The organism is Roseovarius sp. AK1035 (genome assembly GCF_003288315.1).
Classification (GTDB): domain Bacteria; phylum Pseudomonadota; class Alphaproteobacteria; order Rhodobacterales; family Rhodobacteraceae; genus Roseovarius; species Roseovarius mucosus_A.
The window spans coordinates 1,470,792-1,493,549 of record NZ_CP030099.1 but is presented as its reverse complement, the minus strand read 5'-3'; the positions used below and the strand labels follow the sequence as shown (position 1 = coordinate 1,493,549).

The window sequence follows — 22,758 nt, the reverse complement described above, 5'->3', positions numbered from 1 at the left end:
GATTCACAAACCCGGTCAGAGCGTCTAACCTGCTCGCAACTGCGATTTGCCAGCGCTATGGCGCGCAAAAAGGAGAGTTTCTGGTGGCACGGACACGCGAGGTTGGAACGCTCTGGATTGGCGGCGCACTCAGCTGGCTGGAACAGATTTGCCTCAAGTCCTTTGTGGACAAGGGCCAGAAAATCACCCTATTCGCCTATGAACCCATCCCGAACATGCCCGCAGGCGTCATCTTTCGCGACGGGCGCGAGATTATCGACACCGATGATTTCATCAAATACGAGCAGAAAAACAGCTACGCCCTTTTTGCCGACTGGTTCCGCCTGCACATGATCCAAAAATGCCCCGGCATGATTTGGGTGGATACCGATGTCTATTGCCATCGCCCGATGGACTATGACAGCGACTATGTGCTGGGGTATGAGCTGCCGGGCGAGCATCGTGTCAACAACGCCGTATTGGGCCTCCCCGCCGACAGCGAAATTCTGGCACAGATGCTGGAATTTACCTCGGATCGCTATGCCATCGCGCCCTTTCTGCCCCGCAAGCGGCAAGAGATGATGCGAAAACAGGCGCAAAAGGGCAAACCGGTGCATGTCTCGCAACAGCCTTGGGGCGTCTGGGGGCCGATGATGGTCACGCATTATGTGCATGCCTTGGGGCTAGAGGCGCATGTGCAATCGCTCAACGCCTTTTATCCGATCACCTTTCCAGAACGGTTCAAATTCCTGCGCCGGGCTGAATTGGCCGAGGGGCTGATCACCCCTGAGACCACCGCGCTCCACCTCTGGGCCTCGAACAAGCGGCAATTGGGTAATATCCACAATGGCCTTCCGCCCAAGGGATCCTATTTGGAGAAACTGGTCCAGGAAACCGGGATCACGCCCGCCCTCGCCCCGATCAAAGGGCGCGGCAACAGTACATTCGAAGGTGCACTTATCGACGAGCTAGACCTAGAGTCTGTCAGCGTTGCGGCGGATCTCACCGGACAGGCCCGCGGTTTCATGTTGGCGTTGCACCATAAATTCGATTGCGACATCCAGCTCATCAACTGCAACCGCCGCGGCAAATTCAAAGACGGCGAAGAGGATTGGGTGGCGGGATATACCGCCTTTCTGGTCGAGAATGACGTCAGCCCCGACCGTATCCGGGTCATCCGGTCAGAGAACGAGCTGCGCTCCGTGGATGTGCTTTGCAACCTCTCGGGGTTTGGCGACCGTCACAACGTGCCGTTTCTCGGGAAATTTCTCGAACGCTGTCTGCATGCGGATAGCCGCGTGTTTATGGATGTGCGCAAGGGTTCTGGGGCCTTTCCCTTTCTCAAGGCCTTTGGCACCTATACGCCGCTCTCGACGCGCGAAGAAGAGGGACATCCGATCACTCGCATCCGCCTCCAGCCCAAAGCGCCAGAGGCTGCACCCAGCGACGACAATTGGGACCAGATCGCGCAGCAACTTGCGGGCAAGGATGGCTGGTATCGCGCAGGCCCAGAGGGCCACAGCTTTCTCTTCATGCCACGCGATCCGGATACACTGGTTGTGACCTTCGACAATCTGGATATCGCCATGACCAAGCGCGAAGATCGGCGGCCTTGGGGGTATAGTTTCATTCAAGATCAGGGGTGGTCGATGCTGGGCGTTCTGGCTGGTGGCTGGACATGGTACCGCGAACCATGGGTCTGCGCGCAATTCGACGCCCTCCAACAAGAGGGGTTCTTCAAAGAGTTTCGCCGCGTGGTGTTCTATGGCGCCTCGATGGGGGGCTATGCCGCCTGCGCCTTTGCGCCGGCGGCACCCGGCTGCGACGTGGTTGCCATCTCGCCGCAGAGCACGGTCGACAGGTCCGTCGTGCCTTGGGAAACGCGATACAAAACCGTTTGGGATCGAGATTTTTCAGGAAAATACGGAGATGCGGCAGAGGTAAGTCACGCGGCCAATCGCGTGTCGATCCTCTATGATCCCTACGAGCCGCTCGATGCCCAACATGCCGCCCGGTTCCAACATCCGAATGTGCAGCATTTGCGCGCGCCCCTTCTTGGGCATCGCTTGGGCAGTGCGCTCAATCAGATGGGCATTCTTAGCCCGATCATTCTCGGGGCCCTGAACGGAACCCTCACGGCTGAGGACTATTACCGCCTGCTGCGCGCCCGGCGCGACTTGCCGCGCTATCAACGCGAGTTGTTCACCCGCGCCGTTGCCAAAGGGCACACCAAACTCGCCGAAAGGCTGGGGGCGCGCATACTGGCACAGAACCCGAACCGTGCTGTTCGCATCGGACTTGAGGCGCTCAAGGCGGGATGATCCTAGCGCACGACGAACTCGGCATGCAGCGCGCCTGCCGCCTTGATGCTTTTGAGAATGTCGATCATGTCACGCGGGGCCACACCCAACGCATTCAATCCGGCAATCACCTCCGAGAGTGAGGTGCCGGGTAAAACCTCGGCCAATCCAATCCCGGGCTCTTCTTCGATCCCGGCCTGTGTGCGCGGCACCACAACGGTTTCGCCTTGGGCAAAGGGATTGGGTTGCACCACAAGCGGCGTTTCCTGAATGCGTAGGGTCAGGTTACCCTGTGAAACGGCGACCCGCGATATACGGACATCCTGCCCCATCACGATGGTGCCTGACCGTTGATCGACCACAACCCGGGCCTTGCGCTCGGGCTCGACCAGAATATTCTCGATCTGGCCAAGGGCATGCGCGGGCGAGGCCGCACGCATCCGCGAGAGCGTCAATTGCACGGTGCCAGCGTCCAGCATGATGGCGGCATCCCGGCCCACACGGCCATTGATCGCCGTCTCTATCCGGCCGGCAGTGGTGAAATCCGGCTCTCGCAGGGCCAGCCGGATTGTATCAAGGCCCGCAAAGTCAAAGTCGATCTCGCGCTCGACCCGCGCACCAGAGGGAATGACACCCGCCGTCGGGACCCCTTGCACAACCCCGCCCGCATCCCCTTGCGCCGCCACGCCCCCAGCAATGATCGTACCCTGAGCCACGGCATAAATCTGACCATCCGCCGCATTGAGCGGGGTCATTACAAGGGTGCCGCCCAACAGGCTCTTGGCATCGCCGATGGCGGATATCGTCACGTCGATCTGGCTGCCCGCGCGGGCAAAGGGCGGCAACTCGGCCGTGACAAACACGGCAGCAACATTCTTGGGGCGAAATTGCTCGCCCGAGACGTTGATTCCGAGGCGTTCGAGGATATTCGACATGATCTCTTCGGTGAAGGGCGCATTGCGCAACCCGTCACCCGTGCCATTCAGCCCCACAACAAGGCCATAGCCCACAAGGTCATTGCCGCGCACCCCGTCAAACTCGACCAGATCCTTGATCCGGATCGGACTGGCCGCAGCCGTAACGCCCGCAAGCGCAAGCGCCAATGCCATGATCCCCCGGACAAGCCCCAACCAGAGGGTCATGACAGGAAATTCAAGAGGCTGAGGCGCGACGCCCGCGCCGTTACGGTATAAAGGGATTCCAGTTGGAATTGCACCTGCTCCAACTCGACCGCCGTCTCGAACGCATCGACAGAGACCAGTTCGCCGCGCGCGATCTCGAAACTGGTGATTTCAGCGGCGATACGCACGGCAGATTGCGCGATCCGGTTCTCGGCCTGCCCGAGACTTGCGCGCATTTCGGTCAGCACATCCTGATGTGCCAAGAGTGCAACACCGGCCCCAGAGGCAAGGCTGATCCGATCACCCAAAGCCAGAGCCAGACCCGCATCATCGCTTACGGCGATCAAGGCGACCTGCTTGAGCGCCGCGCGCAACCCCGCATGATCCGCCCGGATATCAAGGGCCACAGACTCGCCCGAGCCAAGCCGGTAGGGGGCAACCTCGCTATCCCCGCCCTGATAGATCGAGGCCAGAAACCCGCCGGTCGGACTATCAAAGAAGACATCCAATCGGCTTTTTACCTCTGCGGCAGTCGTCGCCCCAATAAGCGCATCGCGGACCTCGGAGAGGACGGTTTCAGTTGCGGCCAGCGGGCTTGTGTCTGTCTGCGCGCCAGAAAAGAGGGCGCGCCCTGCCACCTCGGTGTTGAGAGATCCGATCAAGGAGCCAAGGGCCTGAGTTGCGGTTGCGGCAAGGTCCGACACTTGGCGTGTCGTACCCGCTGTGCCCAGGATGATCGCCTGTGTCGCAAGATCTGTGGTGACGCCCTGCACGCGGGCCAAAGCGGCTTGCATGACCTCGGTATCGGTCGCAGCCTCACGGGCAGCCGTGCGATGCCCCGCCAAGAGCACCAGTTCGTGCTCGATGTCGGCCAGTGGCAGGAGGTTTCCCGACAGGTGCCGCCCAAGGTCTGCGGCCCGGCCACTGCTCAATTCTAGCCCAAGACGGTCCAATTGCTGGCGCAGGTCCACGCCCTGCCGGCGCAGCGCAAAGGACTGCGCAAGATCACCAATGCTCTGAAAATTCATGGTCATATCCTCAACAGGGTATCAAGCAGGTCATCAATCGTCTGGATCATACGGGCATTAGCCCCGAACGCCTGCTCGACCAGCAAAAGGCGCTGCAGCTCTGCATCGCTGTCTACGCCCGTGGCCAATTCCTGCGCTCGAAACTCGGCGGACTGACCTGTGGCAAAGCTTAGGCGCGCTTCGGTTGTGACCCGCTCTTGGGAGAGGCTTGAGATCAGGGTAGCGGCATGATTGGCAGCCGAACGCGCCGCACCCCCCAAGAGGCCAGAAGGTAAGACGCTGGTCTGCGTCAAGGCGTGGCTCAACGCCCCAAGCAGCGCCCCCGCCCCTGGCGGCCCGCCATCCGTTGCCCCAAGCCCATCCCGAAGGCGAAAGAGTGCGCCCCCCTGTGAGGGATCGACAAGGCGGGTAACCGCGATCCGTCCGGCAAGGCCAAGCGCGTTTCCAGCCTCGAAAATAGCGCCTGCATCGGTTAGAAGGCCCGGTGCACCGGGTGCGCGGGTTGCGTCGAGACCCGGGGCTTGAAACCGCTCAACCAGATCGCGCGCCAGCGCATCGAGCTTGGAATTGGCCTCAACTGCTGCGCGATCCCGGATGTCGAGTAGGGCGCCAAGGCGACCGCCTTGCAAAGGCCCCCGGTCGGCACCGATGGGCACGTCAGCCCCATCGATGGCGATGCCCGAGAGTTGCGCTTCTTTGTGTGTCATGTGCGGCGTCACCAGGGGTGTGGCAGCAAAGGTCAGCTTGACAGCTCGACCATCCAGCAGCATCCCTCCGGCAGTGGTGACAAGCGCAACAGAGGCATCCCCACGCGGCACCTGGCGCAACGGGACGATCAGCGACAGCGTGTCAATGGTGCGTTGGCGCTGGTCCTCAAGTGCTGTGATGTCAGTCCCACGCGACTGCCCCGTGGTGATCTGAACATTGAGCGCGGCCACCTCTTGAAGACCTGCATTCAGTTCCTGCACCGTTGTTGCGATGTCGCGATCTGCCGCCGTGCGCAGTCGCGCGATGTCTGCCGCCGCATCGTTGATCCCCGCAGTCAGGTCCTGTGCCGCGCTCAGGACCGCGTCAAGCCGGTTTGTATCCTCGGGTCGGGTGGCCGCCGTCTCGAGCGCCACTTCAAGCGTGGCCAGACGCCCTGTGAGGGAGTTTGGAGCGTCGGGTGTGCCAACTGAACTTTCCACCGCGCGGGCGAACGCGGCCTGCACCTCAGAGGCCGCGCGCGCGCTATCAGCCAAGCGTCTGTCTGACAAAAGACCCAGATCGACCTGACGCACGATACCCGTGACCTGCACGCCCCGACCGTCCCGCGTCGCCGCAAGCGTGACCTCGCGCGGCGCGAACCCCTCGGTCAGTGCATTGGCGAGGTTGCCCGAAATAACATCCACTGCGCGCGTATTGGCGGCAAGCCCACTCAGGGCGCTGGACAGGGCGGAACCAAGGCTCATGACATTTCCTTTCCTTCTGCCTCAAAGAAGCGATCAGCGGATGATATTGGTTGTTTCCTGCAACATTTCGTCGACGGTCTGGATGACCTTGGCATTCGAAGAATAGGCGCGCTGAGTCTGGATCATATCCGTCAATTCGCCCGCAACATCGGTGGCGGATTCCTGACGGGCAAAGGCCACAATATCGCCCGTCGGCCCAGCCCCCGCATCCCACAGGAAAAACGAGCCGCTATCGGTCGAGGGCAAGTAGGTCTGTTGATCCATCGAGACCATGCCATTCGGATTTGGCAGGTCCACGAGCGGCACCTGATACACAATCCGGCTGACCCCGGTATCAAAAGTGGCGCGTACAAATCCGTTCGCGTCCACATTGGCCGAGGTCATGTTGCCTACTGGAGAGCCATCCTTGGCGATAGAATGCGGCGCAAAGCTATCCGAGAGCTGGCTCATGCCAGCAGAGGTGCCCGGACGCCCGATATTGATCTCGATCGGGCCTCCCGCGACATCAACGATGATGGCGCCGCTGGTCGGATCATAGGTGCCACCTGTCACACTCTGAACATTCAACAACGTGCCGCCCGTCTCGCGCGCATCATCAAAGGTTAAAACATATTCGCCGATCAGCGCATTGCCTTGCGCAGAGTCGGTGAGGGTGACGGTCCATTCATTCGAGAGGCCCGTGGCTGGAATGGTGGGCGTGAACTGAATCGAGATTGTCTCGGACGTACCGAGATTGTCGAAATACTCGATCGAGAGCTGCCGGGGATCGCCCAAGCTGTCAAAGCGCGTATCTGTGGCTGGCAGGTTCACACCCAGATTGATGGCAGTGGTCGGCTCACCGGTCAGCTGGTTGACGTTGATCTGAACAGGCTCCAGCCCGGTGCTGGTATCGCGGGAAAATTCGGGGATCGTGCCATCAGGGTTGGCAGGCCACCCAAGCAGAACAAGACCCGATTCCGTTACAAGCCGCCCCTGAGGGTCGGCGCGAAAAGATCCGGTCGTGGTCAACAGCATCCGAGGGTCGCCATTGCCAACTACCAGATCGGTGACACGCGCCACCGGCAGGAACCCACGGTCGCGCACCGCGAGATCGGTCGGGTTCGAAGAGCTGACAATCGCACCGCCCTGATCAATCAGGCGCTGCGTACCCGCACGCACCCCACCCGCAGCATAGCTGCCGCCGCGACCCGCGATCACAACGGATTCGAAATCCGCCTCGACCCGACGATAGCCAAAGGTCGACGAATTCGCGATATTATCCGATATGGTGGCAAGCCGCGTGGCATTCGCGTTCAGCCCCGCAACGCTGGCATTGAGTGAGGAGGAAATTGTCATGGATACGCCCTTCTGCTGCGTCGACCAACCTTGGGACACAGGCATACGCGCGTAACTTTAACAGTCCGCTAATAGATAAAATTATCCCTAGTTCTGGCCGCTCTCGGATCGCAGCAGGATCAACTCGAGCCTGTTGTTGCGCAGGTCCATCGGATCGCTCACAGCCGGAGAACGATCCGCATGGCCCGCGATTCGACGTATCCGTTTGGCCGCAAGCCCTGCGTCCTCAAGCCTTTGGCGAAACTGATCAACACGCGCCGTTGACAGGTCCCAGACCGGGTTTCGTACCAGAGTAATGGGTCGTGCACGCGTGTGACCCGCAAGGGCTGCATCGTTGATCACCAGATTGGCAGCAGAGGCCAAGAGCATCGAGAGGTCTTGGAGCAGGCGCGTCGGGCTTGTTTGGTCCGGTTCAAAGAGCAAGGCACCGGGCAGCTCGAAAATCTCGATTACCAAACCCTCATCGGTGACACGGGTCACGATATGTCGCAGAAGGTCGTCCGACACCATGCTCTCGCCGCTCCGCCCTGTCAGCATCGCCTCGATGGTGGAAAACGCCTGTGCGTCAGCCTCTTGATCAGCCGAGAGATTGCCGCCTTCAACCAGCCCCATCTCGCCCCGCACCTGTTGGCTGGAGGTCGCCAGAGGTTGAGAGGCTCCAGAGCCACTCTGCAACAGAGTCTCCTGGGAAAAGACGCTCTCGCCCCCAAAGGCACCGTCGCCACCGCCAGAGGTTCGACTGATCGGGACCGTCGGGCTAAAATAGTCCGAGATCCCTTTGCGTTGTTGTTCGGTCGTCGCGTTCAGCAGCCACATCAGCAGGAAAAAGGCCATCATAGCCGTGACAAAGTCAGCATAGGCAACCTTCCAGGCGCCCCCATGATGCCCGCCACCGCCCACAACCTTTTTCCGTTTGATGATGACTGGCTTCGCATTGCTCTGCGCGCCCATTCTCACCACCTTTGTACTCACCCACGTTAAGGATTAGCACAACAGAGCTTACTGGGCTGTTAACACCTCAAGTTTTAGCGATTTCGCGTCGTCATACCTGCCCCGGCAACCACAAGACAATCGCCGGAAAGGCCACCAAAAGTGCGATGGTCACAGCATCTGCGACAAAGAACGGTGCCACGCCCTTGAACACATCCTGCACGCTGATATCGTCCCGCACCCCCGCCACAACAAAGCAGTTGAGCCCGATCGGTGGCGTTATCAAACAAAACTCGGCCATCTTGACCACAAGAATCCCGAACCAGATCGCGCACATCGGTCCCGACATGCCAAAGGTGCTGTCCGCCGCGCTGACCGCGACACCGCCATTCAGCGCCATGACCGCCGGATAGACCACCGGCAGGGTCAGCAGCAGCATCCCGATTGCATCCATGAACATGCCCAACACCGCATAGGCCAGCAGGATGCAGATCAGGATCAGCATTGGTGACATGGTCAGAGAGGTGATCCAATTGGCAAAGGCATGCGGTAGATCGGCAAAGCCGAGGAACCGCACATAGATCAGCACGCCCCAAATAATCGTGAAGATCATCACACTGAGCTTGGCAGTCTCGAGCAGGGCATCTTTCAACTCGCGCCACCGCATGCCGCGATAGAGCGCGACCAGAAACACCAGAAACGCCCCGATGGCCCCGCCTTCGGTGGGTGTGCCCCAAGCATCGCCGCCAAACGGATTGTAGACAAAGAACACGATTGTAACGACCACAAACACGATGGGCAGCGCGGGCGGCAAAGAGACAAGCCGCTGACGCCATGTAAATCCCGTGACCGGCGGGCCAAATCCCTTGATCGTCAGGGCCAGACCGATGATCAAAAGGACATAGACAATCGCCGAGAACATCCCCGGCACGAACCCCGCCAACAAGAGCTTGCCCACGTCCTGCTCGACGATGATGGCGTAGATCACCAAAAGGGCCGAGGGCGGAATGAGGCTGGCCAAGGTGCCACTAGCCGCCACAACACCCGCAGCAAAGCGTTTATCATAGCCGATCTTGAGCATCTCGGGGATGGCAATACGGGCAAAAACCGCCGCTGTCGCCACACTGGCCCCCGACACGGCGGCAAAGCCTGCGGTGGCAAAGACGGTCGACACCGCAAGGCCCCCCGGCACCCAGGCAATCCAGCGTTTAGCCGCCTCGAAAAGAGCCTGTGTGAGGCCCGCGTAATAGGCGAGATAGCCGATCAAGATGAAGGTGGGAATAAGGCTCAGCGCCTGCGAGCTGACCTTGGAATGCGGCACCTGCCCAGCGGTCTTGACTGCGACGGTCACAGCCCAGAGGAATTCGTCGCCCGCATAGCCCTTTTTGGACCAGAAAATCCAGATCAGGCCGATGACACCGGCCAGAGCTGCGGCAAAAGCCACCCGCATGCCCAGAACCACAACAACCAACATCAGTCCAGTGACGACAATTCCAATCTCGATGGGCTCCATCAGATGCGTTCCTTACGTGTCATGGCCGGTCAATTGCGCGGCTTCGCGCGCGGCCTGCGTGGCCACATCTTCTATCAAAGGCACCGCCACTGGCTGCTCTGACCCCGAAAGAAAGGCCCGTCCATAGGCCCAGAGTTGCAGCGTCAGACGCAGGGACAGCACGGCAAAGGCGATGGGCGCCAGTATCTTGGCAGGCCAGATCGGCAGGCCGATATCAATCGTGCTGTCGCGGCTCCACATCGGTGCAGCAAAGTCGAAGCTGCGTTGAAAATGTGCCCAGCTTCCCCAAACCAACAGCAGCATCAGGACCAAGACCGCCAGCGTGGTGATGAGTTCAACCAACCAGAGCGCCCGGCCCTTGAGCAGGCTTACAACAATATCCATGCGGATATGCCCGCCATCGCGCTGCGTGTAGGCCACGCCCATAAACGCGATCAGCGGCATCATTTGCTCGATCCAGTCGACATAACCGGGGACAGGTTGATTGAAAAAATTCCGGCCACTGACCGAGATCACCGCAAGGATCATGATGCTGAACACCGCCAGACCGCTCAGCAAGGCCAACACGCGTTCCAACCGATAAAGGCGCCGGTCAAGTTGGCTCAATAGGCTGTTATCAGACAGCACGGATGCGGAACCCGCCATGGGTTTTCCCCCTGTCGTTTTAGGATGATAAACGACCCGCCGCGCGCTCTGCACGGCGGGCCGGTTTCATCGGCTCAGGAGCCGCCCTTGATTTCGGTCAGTTTGCTTGTAACGAATTCATAGAGTTCCTGAGCGGGAAGGCCACGCGCGGAATTCTCTTCGATCCAGCTCTGCGCGGCTGGGCCAGCGGCCGCCTCTTTGAACGCATCAAGCGAGGCCTGATCAAAGCTGACCGATGTGATCCCGCGCTCTTCGAGTGCAGGCCCCCAAGCCTTCATCGTCTCGTTCTCGTAATAGTCAATGTAATGCGCCAGCGCCTCATCAACCGACCCAAGCAGGGCCTCGCGCTCTGCATCGCTCAGCGCGTTGAGGGCATCGGTATTGGCCACGACGGGGCAGTTCACCGTGCCGGGATTGAGATTGGCCGTCCACCATGTCGCGCTCTCGATGGTCCCAAAGGACATATGGGCATGTGGCGCAAAGCTGACGGCCTTGACCACGCCGCTATCCATTGATTGCCGCACTTCCGTCGCAGACATCGAGGTGGGCACAGCGCCGATCGCCTGCATGGCAGTACCGATCCCGCCAAGCGCGCGCACGCTCATACCTTTGAAATCCTCGGGGCTGTCAGGCACGTCACCTGCACCGACAAAGTTATACTGAGGCATCGGCGTGGGCATCAAAAGCGTCGCATTCCATCGCGCCAGATCAGCCTGCACCGCCGGATGAGCGTAAAGGGCCTGCGCAAGGGCGGTTTCCTGTTCCAACGTCTCCACGCCAAGGAACGGCAATTCCATCACTGTCAGCGATGGGTTCTTGTCGGCATGATATCCGGCACAGAACTGCGCCATTTCGAACGCCCCGATTGAGATGCCATCAAGGTTCTCTTTCTCGTTCGAAAGACCGCCATAGCTGATGTTCATGGTGAACTCGCCATTGGTCTTTGCGCTCACCAACTCCGCGATCTTTTCGACGTGTTCGGTAAAGGCACGGCGTTTGCCCCAGACAGACACGTTCCATTCGGTCGCCATAGCCTCGCCTGCAAAGGCAAGGCTTAGGGCGGCCACAGCGGTGTAGCTAAGGTATTTCTTCATGGTTTTTCTCCCTGTTTCGTTTGTTTGATTGGGGTTGCCATTCGGAAATGGGTCAACATTGTTCTTTGTAAACAATGAATATCGACGGCAACCCAGTGGATTGCCTTACAACACACCAGGCGGGCTGGTTTGTCCAGCCTTAGCTGACCTTGGCCCAAGCCAAAGGGTTGGCCGCATCCTGCGCCATCAATACCGGAGCGCGGGGCTGAAAGACGACTGAGCCAAGCGTGGGGCGCGCCGGTCCTCGACCTTAAGAAGCCCGCGCCTCGGAGCGGCAGCACCCCGTTGCCAAGACCATTGGATTTGACCGCTATCAAAGGCTTCACTTCATCCGTCATGCCTATGAAAACATGCGCGCGATCCCTCGCGGGGGCATCGGCCTTGGTCGCCACCGCTCCAATGAGACCGACTAGGCTGAGCCTGGGCAATGGGAAAGCATCGCTATCCGGTTGCTGTTATCGAACCCAAGGGATTTCACATACTCTTTTTGTCAACTATTCGCAAAGCCCTGTCTGGTCAGCCCAAAGATGGCGTGCTAAACGCGGTCCGATCGCACGACGAAAGTTTCCGCATGCCTGACAGTGCGCCTGCCAAACCTGCCCTCTCCCGGCCAGAGTTCATTGCCATGATGGCGATGATGGCTGCGACGGTGGCGTTTTCAATCGACGCGATGCTGCCCGGCTTGCCGCATATCGCCGAGGCGCTGACGCCAGAGGCGCCCAACCGGGCGCAACTGATCATTACAGCATTTTTGCTGGGTTTGGGTTTGGGCACCTTTGTCTCTGGCCCACTTTCGGACAGCTTCGGACGCAAGCGGGTGATCCTGATCGGTGCGGCGATTTATGCGGCGGGGGCGGGTCTTGCGATGCTTGCCCCAAGCCTTGAGACCCTGCTGGCCGCCCGCGCGGTTCAGGGCGTGGGCGCGGCGGCGTTTCGCATCGTGTCCATCGCCATTATCCGCGATCTTTATGCCGGGCGCGATATGGCGCGGCTCATGTCCTTTGTGATGATGGTGTTTGCTCTGACGCCTGCAATGGCCCCACTCTTGGGCGCGGGTGTGATTGTCTTGGCAGGGTGGCGCGGGGTGTTCGCAGCCTTTGTGCTCTTTGCCCTGATCCTGTCGGTCTGGATGGCGCTGCGACTGCCGGAACCGCTTGCGCCGCAGGCGCGCCGCCCGTTTCGCGCGGCCCCTCTCTGGGCCGCACTGCGCGAGGTGTTGGCGCATCCGGTGACGCGGGTGGCCATTGTCGTGCAAATGCTCTGCATGGCCACGCTTTTCACCTCTCTCAGCATGGTCCAGCCAGTGTTCGACGTGACGTTTCACCGCGCAGAGAGTTTCCCCTACTGGTTTTTCCTCATGGCGCTCATTGCGGGTTGTGGCAGCTTCCTCAACTCCCGCCTTGTCATGCGCCTTGGGGTGGAACGGATGGTGAGCGCGGCACTGGCGTCACAAATCGGGCTGTCCATGGTGGCGATTGCGCTCTGGCAAATCGGCCTTCCGCCTCATGCGCAATTCGCGGTCTTTCTGATCTGGCAGACCAGCGTTTTCTTTCAGGCCGGGCTGACGCTGGGCAATCTCAACGCGCTCGCAATGGCCCCGATGGGCGCGATTGCGGGCATGGCCGCGAGTGTGACAGGGGCTGTGGCCACCGTCGGCAGCGTGGCAATTGCCGTGCCCATCGGGCAGCATTTCGCAGGCACCCCGATGCCCGCGCATTTAGGGGTGTTGGGCGCAGTGCTGACCGGCTTTGTCCTGATGCAACGGTTGCGGGCACGCACAGCGGAAATGGTTTGAGTCATTTTATTTTGTATACCGTCGCATACTATCTTTATCGCGCGCAAATAATCCGCTAAGACAAGCTCAATCCAACGAGTCGCGCGCCTGCGCCGCAGGGCCGCCGCGCGCATCCCCTGATCGGAAAGGATCCCCGATGGCCACGTCCAATACCCCCGATATCATCTACACCAAGGTCGATGAGGCCCCCGAACTGGCGAGCGCCTCGCTCTTGCCGATCATCCAACGCTTTGCGGCGGCGGCCGATGTGACCGTCGGCACCAAGGATATTTCGCTGGCGGGCCGCATCCTTGCCTCTTTCCCCGAGCATCTGACCGAAGAACAGCGTATCGCCGACGATCTCGCGGAACTGGGCGAACTGGTTAAAACCCCCACCGCTAATGTCATCAAACTGCCGAATATCTCGGCCTCTGTGCCGCAACTCCTTGCAGCAATCCGCGAATTGCAAGGACAAGGCTATGCCATCCCCGATTACGTCGAGGACCCGCAGACCGAAAACGAGAAAACCGCGCGCGCGCGCTACGATGCGCTCAAGGGTTCTGCCGTGAACCCGGTTCTGCGCGAGGGCAATTCTGATCGCCGCGCCGCGAGTGCCGTCAAGAAATACGCCCAAGCCAATCCGCACCGCATGGGCGATTGGTCCGCCGACAGCAAGACGCGCGTGGCCGCTATGTCGGGGGGGGATTTCTTCTCGAACGAGAAATCCGCCACCCTGCCACAGACCGCAAAGGCCAAGATTGTTCTGGAAACCGCCACTGGCGAAACCGTGCTCAAGGATGGGCTGAGCTATCCGGCGGGCACCGTGGTCGATGCCACCTACATGAGCGCCGCTGCACTTGACGCCTTTCTTGCCGAGGAAATCGCGCGCACCAAGGCCGAAGGCGTGCTCTTTTCCATCCATCTCAAGGCCACGATGATGAAGGTCTCGGACCCGATCATTTTTGGTCACGCGGTCAAAGCCTTCCTTGCTCCGGTGTTCGAGCAGTTTGGCGATGCAATGGCCGCCCTTGGCGTGAATCCGAATTCCGGGCTGGGCGACCTATTGGCCAAGGTAAAGGATGAGGCCGAAATCATGGCCGCGATTGAGGCCTGCATGGCCGCGCGCCCGCCGCTTTACATGGTGGATTCCGGCAAGGGGATCACCAATCTGCACGTGCCGTCCGACGTGATCATCGACGCCTCCATGCCCGCGCTGATCCGCGCCGGCGGCAAGGGCTGGGGCCCGGACAATGCAGAACATGATGCCGTCTGCGTCATCCCAGACAACGCCTATGCGCCGGTCTATGACGAGACCATCAAGTTCTTCAAAGAGCATGGCAAACTGAACCCGGCAACCGCAGGCACAGTGCAGAACATTGGCCTGATGGCGCAAAAGGCCGAGGAATACGGCAGCCATCCCACAACCTTTGAAATCCCTCAGACTGGCACCGTCAAGATGATGCTCGAAGATGGCACCGTGCTGCATCAGCATAGCGTGGAAGCGGGCGACATCTGGCGCTCGGCCTCGGCACGCAAAGCCCCGATCGAGGATTGGGTCAATCTGGCCATCGAGCGGCAAAAGGCCACCGGCTATCGGTCGATCTTTTGGCTGGATGCGGCGCGCGCCCATGACGCAGAGCTGATCGCGATGGTAAAACCGATCCTCAAGGCACGCGGCGTCGAGGACAAGTTCGAGATCATGGCCCCGCGTGAGGCAACCCGCGCCTCTTTGGAAACCATCACCAAGGGCGAGAACAGCATAGCCATCACCGGCAACGTGCTGCGCGACTACCTGACAGACCTGTTTCCGATCCTTGAATTGGCGACCAGCGCCAAGATGCTGTCCATCGTCAAGCTGATGCAGGGCGGTGGCATGTTCGAAACCGGGGCCGGCGGCTCTGCGCCCAAGCATGTGCAGCAATTGCAGTCGGAAAATCACCTGCGGTGGGATTCCTTGGGCGAGTTCTGCGCGCTGGGCGAGAGCCTAAAGTTTCTGGCCGAAACCAACGGCAATGACCGCGCCCGTGTCTTGGGCGAGGCTGCCGAAACCGCCACGCAGGGCATTCTGGATCACGACCGCTCACCAAGCCGCAAGGTGGGAGAGCCTGACAACCGCGACAGCCACTACTGGTTTGCCCGCTATTGGGCCGAGGCCTTGGCGACCCAGACCGAGGATGCAGCCCTTGCTGCAGAATTCGCGCCAGTCGCACAGGCCTTGGCCGAGAATGAAGCCAAAATCGTTGGGGAATTGGCCGCAGCCCAGGGCAAACCCGCCGATATTGGCGGCTATTACCACGCTGATCCGGCCAAGCTGGCAGCGGTGATGCGCCCAAGTGCGACGTTGAACGCGATTATCGGCTAACAGGCACTGACCGCGCGGCCCTTTGGGTCGCGCGGTTCACTCTCCAACCGGGGCCACGCTATTCCCGGCCAGCTCCTCAGAGAAGGGGCGCGGCAGCGGGTCTTTGCCCAGACGGGCGCGATAAGCGGGCAGGCTTTCGGCCACGCGCATCACGTAATTCTGGGTTTCGCGGAATGGGATATGCTCGATCCAGTCAACGATCCCATGAGCATCGCGGCCCCGCGGATCGCCATACTGTTCGATCCATTGCGCCGCGCGTCCCGGACCAGCGTTATAGCCGACCGAGACCAGCACGATATTGCCACCAAACCGGGCACCCAATCCGGCAAGATAGGCCGATCCAAGCCGCGCGTTATAAACCCAGTCATTCAGCACATCTGAGGGCACATAGAGCAGGCCCAGATCACGCGCCATATCCCGCGCCGTGCCGGGCATAAGCTGCATCAGCCCCTGCGCGCCTGCGCCGCTGACCACCACGTGGTTGAATTCGCTCTCTCGCCGGGCAATCGCAAGCGCCAGTTCCATCGGCGTTGGCAGGTCCATGTCCGCCATCGGATGCAGGGCATAATAGGGGCGTTCCACGATCACTCCACGCTCTGCCGCCGTCTTGCCCAACATTACCTGAAGATGGGGCTGCTTGAGATCTTCGAGCATATGGCCCATTTGCATAAGGCCGGTGCGATCTTGGGTTTCGGCCAGATGCAGGAAAAACCGCCGCGCAAGGCCCAGATCCCCCATGCGCAGGGCCAGCGTTCCAATCTCATGCAGGTCGGTTTGCGCGAACGCAGCACCGCGCCAGTCGGGCGTGCCCTCGGTCCCGGCCAGACGTAGATCAAATGCCACCTTCCCCGCCTCAGCGGCCAATAGCCCGTAAAAACTGGTCTGATATTCGGCCCCCTCGGCATAGGCCAGTTGCGCCGCCTCTGGATCGCCCAGCGCCTCTTGGGTGCGACCAATCCAATAGCCCGCCCGCCCCAGCGAAATCGGCGTGGCGACAGCGGCACGAAAGCGCTGGAAATGATCAAGCGCAAGTTCAGGCGCGTCGAGATACGTCAGCGCGAGATACCCCGAAAGCCATTCGAGATCCGCAAAATTTGCCCCCTCGACCAGCTGATGCACGGACGCGATATCATAGGCCAATTGCGCCTCGCCCGCGCGCATACTCTGCCGCGCCAAGGTGCGCCGCCAGCTGGCCCAGCGCTCCGGCTCTCCCAGCCCCGCCTTGATCCGGCTCTGGCGCAAGAGAACAGCAATAGCATCCTCGGGCGCGTTGCTCAGGTGGCGGGTGAACAGTTCGAACGCGATGCCGGGATTGCGCGCCTCAGCCTCGGTCAGCCCCTTGCCGCCGTCGCGTTTCACAGTCTCGCGCAACTTCGCCAGACGGCGCGCTTCTTCCGGGACTAGGGGCAGCATATCCGTGACATCCGCCAAGCCCCGCCAAAGCGCCATTTCCAACCGGGCCTCGTGATGCGGGGCCAAGAGCGCGCCAAACTCGCGCAGGAAATCCTGATGTTCGGCACCCGTCAGGTCCAGCGTGCGCCACGCCAACACAAGGCCAATCTCAGCCTCGCCTTGCCGCCCCCGTGCCTGTAAGGCGCGCGCAAGATTAAGCGCGCCAGTGCCTGTCTGGGGCGTGTAGCCCTTATAAAACGCCAACACATTGTCGAAATCGGCATGGGTCATCGGCTCTTCGCTCTGCTGTCGTAGATAGTCTAGACCGGGCCAGTGGGCGTTGCGGCCAAGAAAATCGAGGATCGCATCCGGTTCGCCCAAACCCGCACGCAGACGGTGCCATTCGATCAGATCCGCAGCGGCGATGCCATCGCGCCGCGCCAGACGAGCAGCCACTTCCCAGCGTCCGGCCTGCATGGCATCAAGCGCACTTGCCAGCGGGCGTGGTGCCTGCCGTGGCAGATCAGACGCATACCCCGGCGAAACCAACAGGCTCAGCCCCAAAACCATGATCAGCGCGCGCAACATCTCTTGCATTTTCCGCTTTTGCGAAGGATAGACAACGCCAGCCTAAGCGGCCCGCGCGCCCGCGTCCATGCACGATGCCGGTGCAGATGTGCGGTCTGCCGCCGATGGCCCGGAATACTAGCGGGTCCTGCCCACAAAGTCAGCAAGAGGAGCGTGTCATGTTCAGAGGATCTTTTCCTGCCCTGGTCACGCCGTTCAAGAACGGCGCAGTGGATGTGGAAACGCTCAAGAAACTGGTGGAGTGGCACATCGGTGAGGGTAGCCATGGGCTTGTGCCCGTAGGCACGACCGGCGAAAGCCCGACATTGACCCATCAGGAACATGAGATGGTCGTCGAAGAGGTGGTGCGCGCCGCAGCGGGCCGTATTCCGGTTATTGCGGGCGCTGGCAGCAACAACACGCTTGAAGGCATCCGGTTGATGCAGCACGCCCACAAGGTCGGAGCGAATGCCGCGCTGGTCGTGACCCCCTATTACAACAAGCCAACGCAAGCCGGGTTGATTGCGCATTTCACAGCGCTGCATGATTGCTGCGATCTGCCAATCATCATCTACAATATTCCGGGTCGGTCCGTCGTGGACATGACCCCTGACACCATGGGCAAGCTGGCGCAATTGCCACGCATTGTGGGGGTCAAGGACGCAACAGGCGATCTGGCGCGGGTCTGCGCCCAGCGCATATCCTGTGGCAAGGATTTCATCCAGATTTCCGGCGAAGATGCGACCGCCCATGGGTTCAACGCGCAGGGCGGGGTTGGCGTGATTTCCGTCACCGCCAATGTCGCGCCCAAGCTAGTGGCGCAGGTCCAAGAGGCGACGCTGGCGGGCGACTATGCCAAAGCGCTGGAATTGCAGGACCGTCTGATGCCTCTGCATCGTGCGATCTTTGTCGAACCGGGGCTGGTGGGCGTCAAATACGCCATGTCGCGGCTAGGGCTTTGCAGCGAAGAGGTGCGTTCGCCGTTGGTGGGCCTTAGCGATCCGACCAAGGCGCTGGTCGAAGACGGCATGCGCCACGCCGGATTGATCAACTAACCCATACTCGGCGCGCGGCGGGGGGCAAAACACCCCCCGCCCGCCATTTTTATTGCACTTCTCCCGTGGGACGCGGGGTCAGAAGGGTCTCGGCGGGCAGGACCGGATAGGTCACTTCTGGCATCTTGCCGGTCAGCGCCCCGAGGAAGGCCACGATCTGATCAGCCTCAGCATCGTTGATTTCTTCCCCCAATTGCGACGTCCCCATGATCTGAACCGCGACCTTGAGATCCCAGACCTTGCCCGAGTGGAAATAGGGCGCGGTTTGGTCGATATTGCGCAGGGGCGCGGCACGGAACACATAGGAATCATCAGCCGTTTCGGTCACGGCAAAGCGGCCACGGTCGTCAGGCGGCAGCACGTCGGCACCGGGTTTCTCGATCAGACCAAAGGGATAATAGCCATTGCCACCAAGGTTGATGCCGTTGTGGCAAGACGAACAGCCCTTGTCGATAAACAACTGAAGCCCCGCCTTTTGGCCGTCACTCAATGCCGCGTCGTCCCCATTGAGAAAGGCATCAAAGGGCGAGGGCGTGATCAGCGTTGCTTCATAGGCTTCAATCGCCTTGGCGAAATTATCGAAACTGACAGGGTTCTCCTCCTCAGGGAAAGAGGCGGTAAACCAATCAATATACTGCGGCATCGACATCAGTGTTGCGACGACGTTTTCCGGGGTATTGGCCATCTCGACACCTGCCTGAACCGGGCCTTTGGCCTGCTCGGCAAGGTCCGCCGCGCGGCCATCCCAGAATTGCGCCTCGTTGAACACGGCATTCAGAACGGTGGGCGAATTACGCGGCCCTTTTTGCCAGGCATGCCCAATGGAGGTCTCCATATTGTCATCGCCGCCCGTGGCGAGGTTGTGGCAGGAGTTGCACGAGAAAACACCCGAGGCTGACATGCGCGGATCAAAAAAGAGCGCCTTGCCAAGGTCGATCTTGTCCTCTGTGATCACGTTGTCATTCAACGCCGGGATGGTCGACGGCAACGGCGCAAAAAGCTCTTGCGCGCGCTCGCGCAGATCAGACGCCGCAGCGCCTTGCGCCAAGGCCAAGGCAGACAGGGTGCCGAGGATAAGTTTGAGAGGAGGGGTCACGGAATTGCTCCTTTAGCTTCGATGAGTCGCGCGCTTGGAACGATTCTAATCTAGCCAATGCCAGAGCGGATTGATCTGCCTCAATATCCCATGCAATTGCCCGAGACGTTCGCCGGATTAGGCGTTAGAAATCCAGTTGTTCGCTCTCAGTGTCTTTTCGCATCATTTTAGCCTCAAATGCGCGCGCAATGCGGCTATGCCTTGATTTCAGACCTCTTACGGGTCTAAGCCGCGCCGCAATACGTTGCCTTTGCAACACCTCTTAAAACGTCATTATCCGAGGATTCCGATGCAATTGCCTAATCTCGCCCCCGTGCCCGAACTTTATGTCTCTTACGAGAGTGCGCAAAAGCTCAAAGTCGAGGCCGCGAGCCTCACCAGCTGGGATCTCAGCCCGCGCCAGATCTGCGACCTTGAACTCTTGATGAACGGCGGCTTCAACCCGCTCAAGGGATTTCTGAGCGAGGCCGATTACGACGGTGTTGTCGAACACATGCGTCTGGCCGACGGCACACTCTGGCCGATGCCGATCACGCTGGATGTGAACGAAAAATTCGCTGACGGTCTGGAAATCGGTCAGGACATCGCTCTGCGCGACCAAGAGGGTGTGATCCTGGCAACCATGACCGTCACCGACCGCTGGACCCCCAACAAGGCGCGCGAGGCCGAGCATGTGTTCGGCGCGGATGATCTGGCACATCCGGCGGTGAACTATCTGCATCACACGGCAGGCAAGATCTATCTGGGCGGTCCTGTGACCGGCATTCAACAGCCGGTGCATTATGATTTCCGGGGCCGCCGCGATACCCCCAACGAATTGCGCGCCCTCTTCCGCAAACTTGGCTGGCGCCGCGTCGTGGCCTTTCAAACCCGCAACCCGCTGCACCGCGCGCATCAGGAACTGACATTCCGCGCCGCCAAAGAAGCGCAGGCGAACCTGCTCATTCACCCTGTCGTCGGCATGACCAAACCGGGGGACGTGGATCACTTCACCCGCGTGCGCTGCTATGAGGCGGTGCTCGACAAATACCCAAGCGCGACCACCACGATGAGCCTGCTCAATCTGGCAATGCGGATGGCAGGCCCGCGCGAGGCGGTCTGGCACGGCCTGATCCGCAAAAACCACGGCTGCACGCATTTCATCGTGGGTCGCGATCACGCTGGCCCGGGCAAGAACAGTCAGGGTCAGGATTTCTATGGCCCCTATGATGCGCAAGAGTTGTTCAAGCAGCATCAGGATGAAATCGGCATCGAGATGGTCGATTTCAAACATATGGTCTATGTGCAGGAGAAGGCCCAGTATTACCCGATTTCCGAAGTGCCGGAAGGGGCAACAGTGCTTGATATTTCCGGCACCGAACTCCGCCGCCGTTTGGCCGAAGGCCTGGAAATCCCCGAGTGGTTTTCGTTCCCCGAAGTGGTGCGCGAATTGCGCCGCACACGTCCGCCACGGTCCAAGCAGGGCTTTACCGTGTTTTTCACTGGCTTCTCAGGCTCGGGCAAATCCACCATTGCCAACGCTCTGATGGTCAAGCTGATGGAGATGGGCGGGCGTCCCGTAACCCTGCTCGACGGCGATATCGTGCGCAAGAACCTGAGCTCCGAGCTGGGCTTTTCCAAGGAACACCGGGATCTCAACATTCGCCGCATCGGGTATGTGGCCTCTGAAATCACCAAGAACGGCGGCATCGCCATCTGCGCGCCTATCGCCCCCTATGCCACGACACGCCGCGCGGTGCGCGAGGATGTCGAGCAGTTCGGCGCCTTTATCGAGGTGCATGTCTCGACCAGCCTTGAGGAATGCGAACGCCGTGACCGCAAGGGCCTCTACAAGCTGGCCCGCGAAGGCAAGATCAAGGAATTTACGGGGATCTCAGATCCGTATGATGTTCCCGAGAACCCTGAATTGCGCGTCGAGACCGAGAATGTCGATGTCGACAACTGCGCGCATCAAGTGATTCTCAAGCTCGAAAGCCTTGGCCTAATCGCCGGCTAAACGCAGCTAACTTAACGAAAAAGGGCCGTCCCCCTGCGGGGCGGCCCTTTTGCCATCTGACCGGCTAAGCACGGGCCATCAATGCACCGTCACCGGCTCCATATTGTTCTGACGCGCAAGCAAAAACGCCAACTTGCGGTCTCGCACCAATGCCAGACGCTCACCCTCGGCGGTGTGCACCGCGTAAAGCGTGGTCAAATCCCCCACCTGTTCGCGCATATCGGCGGGAAGATCACCCACTTTGACCGCGCGCACATAAACGATGGGGCGATCTGTATCCTGTCCGAAATCATATCGCGTATCCATGATCGCTTACCCCTTGTTGATCTTGATTCTCTGCACCACCGGTTCGGGCTGTGCCCGTGTCAGATCGACATGCAAAAGACCGTTTTCCATGATCGCCTCACCCACCTCGACCCCGTCTGCCAGCACGAAAGAGCGTTGAAATTGACGCGCCGCGATGCCGCGATGCAGATAGAGCCGGTCTTCGGCCTCATCGCTCTGACGGCCGCGGATCACCAATTGCCGATCCTCGACAGTGATCGCCAAATTATCCTCGGCAAAGCCAGCCACAGCCAGCGTGATACGATAGGAATTCTGCGAGGTCTGTTCGATGTTGAAGGGGGGATAGCCCTCGTTTCCAGATTTCGCGCTGCGTTCCAGCATGCGCTCCAGCTGTTCAAACCCCAGCATATAGGGGTGCGACCCCAGAGTAAGCTTTGTCATCGACACGTCCTTGAGCTTAAGCGACCGTCCATCTTGCAGGCCCCGTTTCGGCGGCCATGGATAGGAATATGGGGGCTGGTCCACAGGCGTGCAAGGGCTTTGCGAACGGGTTCCGATTCGCTATCTTAAACGCTCAAGAGCCCAGAGGAATCGCATGCCATGAATGCCTTCAGCGACCTGTCGATGAAATCCGAGGATGTGTTGCGCGTCGAGTTGGAGGAATTCCGTCGCGAGCATCGCGATTTGGATGAGGCCATTCGCGCGCTGCAAGACAAGGGCACGGCGGATCAGTTGATGATCCAGCGGCTCAAGAAGAAAAAACTCTGGCTGCGCGACATGATCGCAAGGATCGAGGACCGGCTTTACCCGGACATCATTGCGTAGGCCTACGTGA

The 22,758-nt window shown here is 60.1% G+C and carries 18 protein-coding genes; 6 read left to right on the top strand and 12 right to left on the bottom strand.

The window, feature by feature from the left end; genetic code table 11:
- Positions 1-83 precede the first annotated feature (83 nt).
- A complete protein-coding gene (locus tag RAK1035_RS07095) occupies positions 84-2,300 on the top strand; it encodes a hypothetical protein (RefSeq protein WP_008281451.1) in 2,217 nt (738 codons plus the stop codon).
- A gap of 2 nt (positions 2,301-2,302) precedes the next feature.
- Here the strand turns inward: RAK1035_RS07095 and RAK1035_RS07090 are convergent, their stop codons facing one another.
- From RAK1035_RS07090 to RAK1035_RS07055, 8 genes are all read right to left on the bottom strand, one after another.
- Complete coding sequence (locus RAK1035_RS07090; protein WP_232279211.1) at positions 2,303-3,388, bottom strand: flagellar basal body P-ring protein FlgI; 1,086 nt, start codon at positions 3,386-3,388, stop codon at positions 2,303-2,305.
- 29 nt (positions 3,389-3,417) lie between these two features.
- Entirely contained in the window at positions 3,418-4,428 is a 1,011-nt protein-coding gene (locus RAK1035_RS07085) for a flagellin (protein ID WP_037297892.1), read from the bottom strand.
- Between the two features lie 2 nt (positions 4,429-4,430).
- Positions 4,431-5,879, bottom strand: a complete 1,449-nt coding sequence (gene flgK / locus RAK1035_RS07080; protein WP_008281448.1) for a flagellar hook-associated protein FlgK — start codon at positions 5,877-5,879, stop codon at positions 4,431-4,433.
- A 33-nt stretch (positions 5,880-5,912) separates the two neighbouring features.
- On the bottom strand, positions 5,913-7,214 hold the full coding sequence (locus RAK1035_RS07075) for a flagellar hook protein FlgE (RefSeq protein WP_008281447.1): 1,302 nt from the start codon (positions 7,212-7,214) through the stop codon (positions 5,913-5,915).
- Positions 7,215-7,301: 87 nt separating this feature from the next.
- Complete coding sequence (locus RAK1035_RS07070; protein WP_008281446.1) at positions 7,302-8,165, bottom strand: OmpA/MotB family protein; 864 nt, start codon at positions 8,163-8,165, stop codon at positions 7,302-7,304.
- A gap of 91 nt (positions 8,166-8,256) precedes the next feature.
- On the bottom strand, positions 8,257-9,657 hold the full coding sequence (locus RAK1035_RS07065; RefSeq protein WP_008281445.1) for a TRAP transporter large permease: 1,401 nt from the start codon (positions 9,655-9,657) through the stop codon (positions 8,257-8,259).
- Positions 9,658-9,669: 12 nt separating this feature from the next.
- Positions 9,670-10,302 carry a TRAP transporter small permease subunit gene (locus RAK1035_RS07060; RefSeq protein WP_008281444.1) on the bottom strand — a complete coding sequence of 211 codons (633 nt, stop codon included), beginning with the start codon at positions 10,300-10,302 and terminating at the stop codon, positions 9,670-9,672.
- Positions 10,303-10,376: 74 nt separating this feature from the next.
- A complete protein-coding gene (locus RAK1035_RS07055; RefSeq protein WP_008281443.1) occupies positions 10,377-11,396 on the bottom strand; it encodes a C4-dicarboxylate TRAP transporter substrate-binding protein in 1,020 nt (339 codons plus the stop codon).
- A gap of 571 nt (positions 11,397-11,967) precedes the next feature.
- Between RAK1035_RS07055 and RAK1035_RS07050 the strand changes: the two genes are divergently transcribed.
- Both RAK1035_RS07050 and RAK1035_RS07045 read left to right on the top strand, forming a co-directional pair.
- Complete coding sequence (locus tag RAK1035_RS07050; protein WP_037297950.1) at positions 11,968-13,191, top strand: MFS transporter; 1,224 nt, start codon at positions 11,968-11,970, stop codon at positions 13,189-13,191.
- 136 nt (positions 13,192-13,327) lie between these two features.
- The gene (locus tag RAK1035_RS07045) at positions 13,328-15,532 is read left to right on the top strand and encodes an NADP-dependent isocitrate dehydrogenase (protein ID WP_008281441.1); all 2,205 of its coding nucleotides are present in this window, start codon (positions 13,328-13,330) and stop codon (positions 15,530-15,532) included.
- A 36-nt stretch (positions 15,533-15,568) separates the two neighbouring features.
- Here the strand turns inward: RAK1035_RS07045 and RAK1035_RS07040 are convergent, their stop codons facing one another.
- Positions 15,569-17,521: a lytic transglycosylase domain-containing protein gene (locus RAK1035_RS07040; protein WP_008281439.1), complete on the bottom strand. Its 1,953-nt coding sequence runs from the start codon at positions 17,519-17,521 to the stop codon at positions 15,569-15,571.
- A gap of 149 nt (positions 17,522-17,670) precedes the next feature.
- Here RAK1035_RS07040 and dapA point away from each other — a divergent pair, with 149 nt between their 5' ends.
- Positions 17,671-18,546 carry a 4-hydroxy-tetrahydrodipicolinate synthase gene (gene dapA / locus RAK1035_RS07035; protein WP_037297888.1) on the top strand — a complete coding sequence of 292 codons (876 nt, stop codon included), beginning with the start codon at positions 17,671-17,673 and terminating at the stop codon, positions 18,544-18,546.
- A gap of 49 nt (positions 18,547-18,595) precedes the next feature.
- Here dapA and RAK1035_RS07030 read toward each other — a convergent pair whose 3' ends face one another.
- On the bottom strand, positions 18,596-19,642 hold the full coding sequence (locus RAK1035_RS07030; protein ID WP_037297886.1) for a cytochrome-c peroxidase: 1,047 nt from the start codon (positions 19,640-19,642) through the stop codon (positions 18,596-18,598).
- A gap of 289 nt (positions 19,643-19,931) precedes the next feature.
- Here RAK1035_RS07030 and RAK1035_RS07025 point away from each other — a divergent pair, with 289 nt between their 5' ends.
- Positions 19,932-21,638, top strand: a complete 1,707-nt coding sequence (locus RAK1035_RS07025; protein WP_008281436.1) for a bifunctional sulfate adenylyltransferase/adenylylsulfate kinase — start codon at positions 19,932-19,934, stop codon at positions 21,636-21,638.
- Between the two features lie 78 nt (positions 21,639-21,716).
- Here RAK1035_RS07025 and RAK1035_RS07020 read toward each other — a convergent pair whose 3' ends face one another.
- Both RAK1035_RS07020 and RAK1035_RS07015 read right to left on the bottom strand, forming a co-directional pair.
- Positions 21,717-21,944, bottom strand: a complete 228-nt coding sequence (locus RAK1035_RS07020) for a DUF1150 family protein (protein WP_008281435.1) — start codon at positions 21,942-21,944, stop codon at positions 21,717-21,719.
- Positions 21,945-21,950: 6 nt separating this feature from the next.
- Positions 21,951-22,364: an Hsp20 family protein gene (locus tag RAK1035_RS07015; RefSeq protein WP_037297884.1), complete on the bottom strand. Its 414-nt coding sequence runs from the start codon at positions 22,362-22,364 to the stop codon at positions 21,951-21,953.
- A 159-nt stretch (positions 22,365-22,523) separates the two neighbouring features.
- On the opposite strand from RAK1035_RS07015, the gene RAK1035_RS07010 reads away from it, so the two are divergent.
- On the top strand, positions 22,524-22,748 hold the full coding sequence (locus RAK1035_RS07010; RefSeq protein WP_008281433.1) for a YdcH family protein: 225 nt from the start codon (positions 22,524-22,526) through the stop codon (positions 22,746-22,748).
- Positions 22,749-22,758 lie beyond the last annotated feature (10 nt).

Bases quoted from the DNA above. Each gene is read 5' to 3' on its own strand.
- RAK1035_RS07040 (WP_008281439.1), bottom strand. From the start codon at position 17,521: ATGCAAGAGATGTTGCGCGCGCTGATCATGGTTTTGGGGCTGAGCCTG.
- RAK1035_RS07090 (WP_232279211.1), bottom strand. From the start codon at position 3,388: ATGGCATTGGCGCTTGCGCTTGCGGGCGTTACGGCTGCGGCCAGTCCG.
- RAK1035_RS07060 (WP_008281444.1), bottom strand. From the start codon at position 10,302: ATGGCGGGTTCCGCATCCGTGCTGTCTGATAACAGCCTATTGAGCCAA.
- RAK1035_RS07085 (WP_037297892.1), bottom strand. From the start codon at position 4,428: ATGAATTTTCAGAGCATTGGTGATCTTGCGCAGTCCTTTGCGCTGCGC.
- RAK1035_RS07070 (WP_008281446.1), bottom strand. From the start codon at position 8,165: ATGGGCGCGCAGAGCAATGCGAAGCCAGTCATCATCAAACGGAAAAAG.
- RAK1035_RS07050 (WP_037297950.1), top strand. From the start codon at position 11,968: ATGCCTGACAGTGCGCCTGCCAAACCTGCCCTCTCCCGGCCAGAGTTC.
- RAK1035_RS07015 (WP_037297884.1), bottom strand. From the start codon at position 22,364: ATGACAAAGCTTACTCTGGGGTCGCACCCCTATATGCTGGGGTTTGAA.
- RAK1035_RS07010 (WP_008281433.1), top strand. From the start codon at position 22,524: ATGAATGCCTTCAGCGACCTGTCGATGAAATCCGAGGATGTGTTGCGC.
- flgK (WP_008281448.1), bottom strand. From the start codon at position 5,879: ATGAGCCTTGGTTCCGCCCTGTCCAGCGCCCTGAGTGGGCTTGCCGCC.
- RAK1035_RS07055 (WP_008281443.1), bottom strand. From the start codon at position 11,396: ATGAAGAAATACCTTAGCTACACCGCTGTGGCCGCCCTAAGCCTTGCC.
- RAK1035_RS07075 (WP_008281447.1), bottom strand. From the start codon at position 7,214: ATGACAATTTCCTCCTCACTCAATGCCAGCGTTGCGGGGCTGAACGCG.
- RAK1035_RS07045 (WP_008281441.1), top strand. From the start codon at position 13,328: ATGGCCACGTCCAATACCCCCGATATCATCTACACCAAGGTCGATGAG.
- RAK1035_RS07025 (WP_008281436.1), top strand. From the start codon at position 19,932: ATGCAATTGCCTAATCTCGCCCCCGTGCCCGAACTTTATGTCTCTTAC.
- RAK1035_RS07020 (WP_008281435.1), bottom strand. From the start codon at position 21,944: ATGGATACGCGATATGATTTCGGACAGGATACAGATCGCCCCATCGTT.
- dapA (WP_037297888.1), top strand. From the start codon at position 17,671: ATGTTCAGAGGATCTTTTCCTGCCCTGGTCACGCCGTTCAAGAACGGC.
- RAK1035_RS07065 (WP_008281445.1), bottom strand. From the start codon at position 9,657: ATGGAGCCCATCGAGATTGGAATTGTCGTCACTGGACTGATGTTGGTT.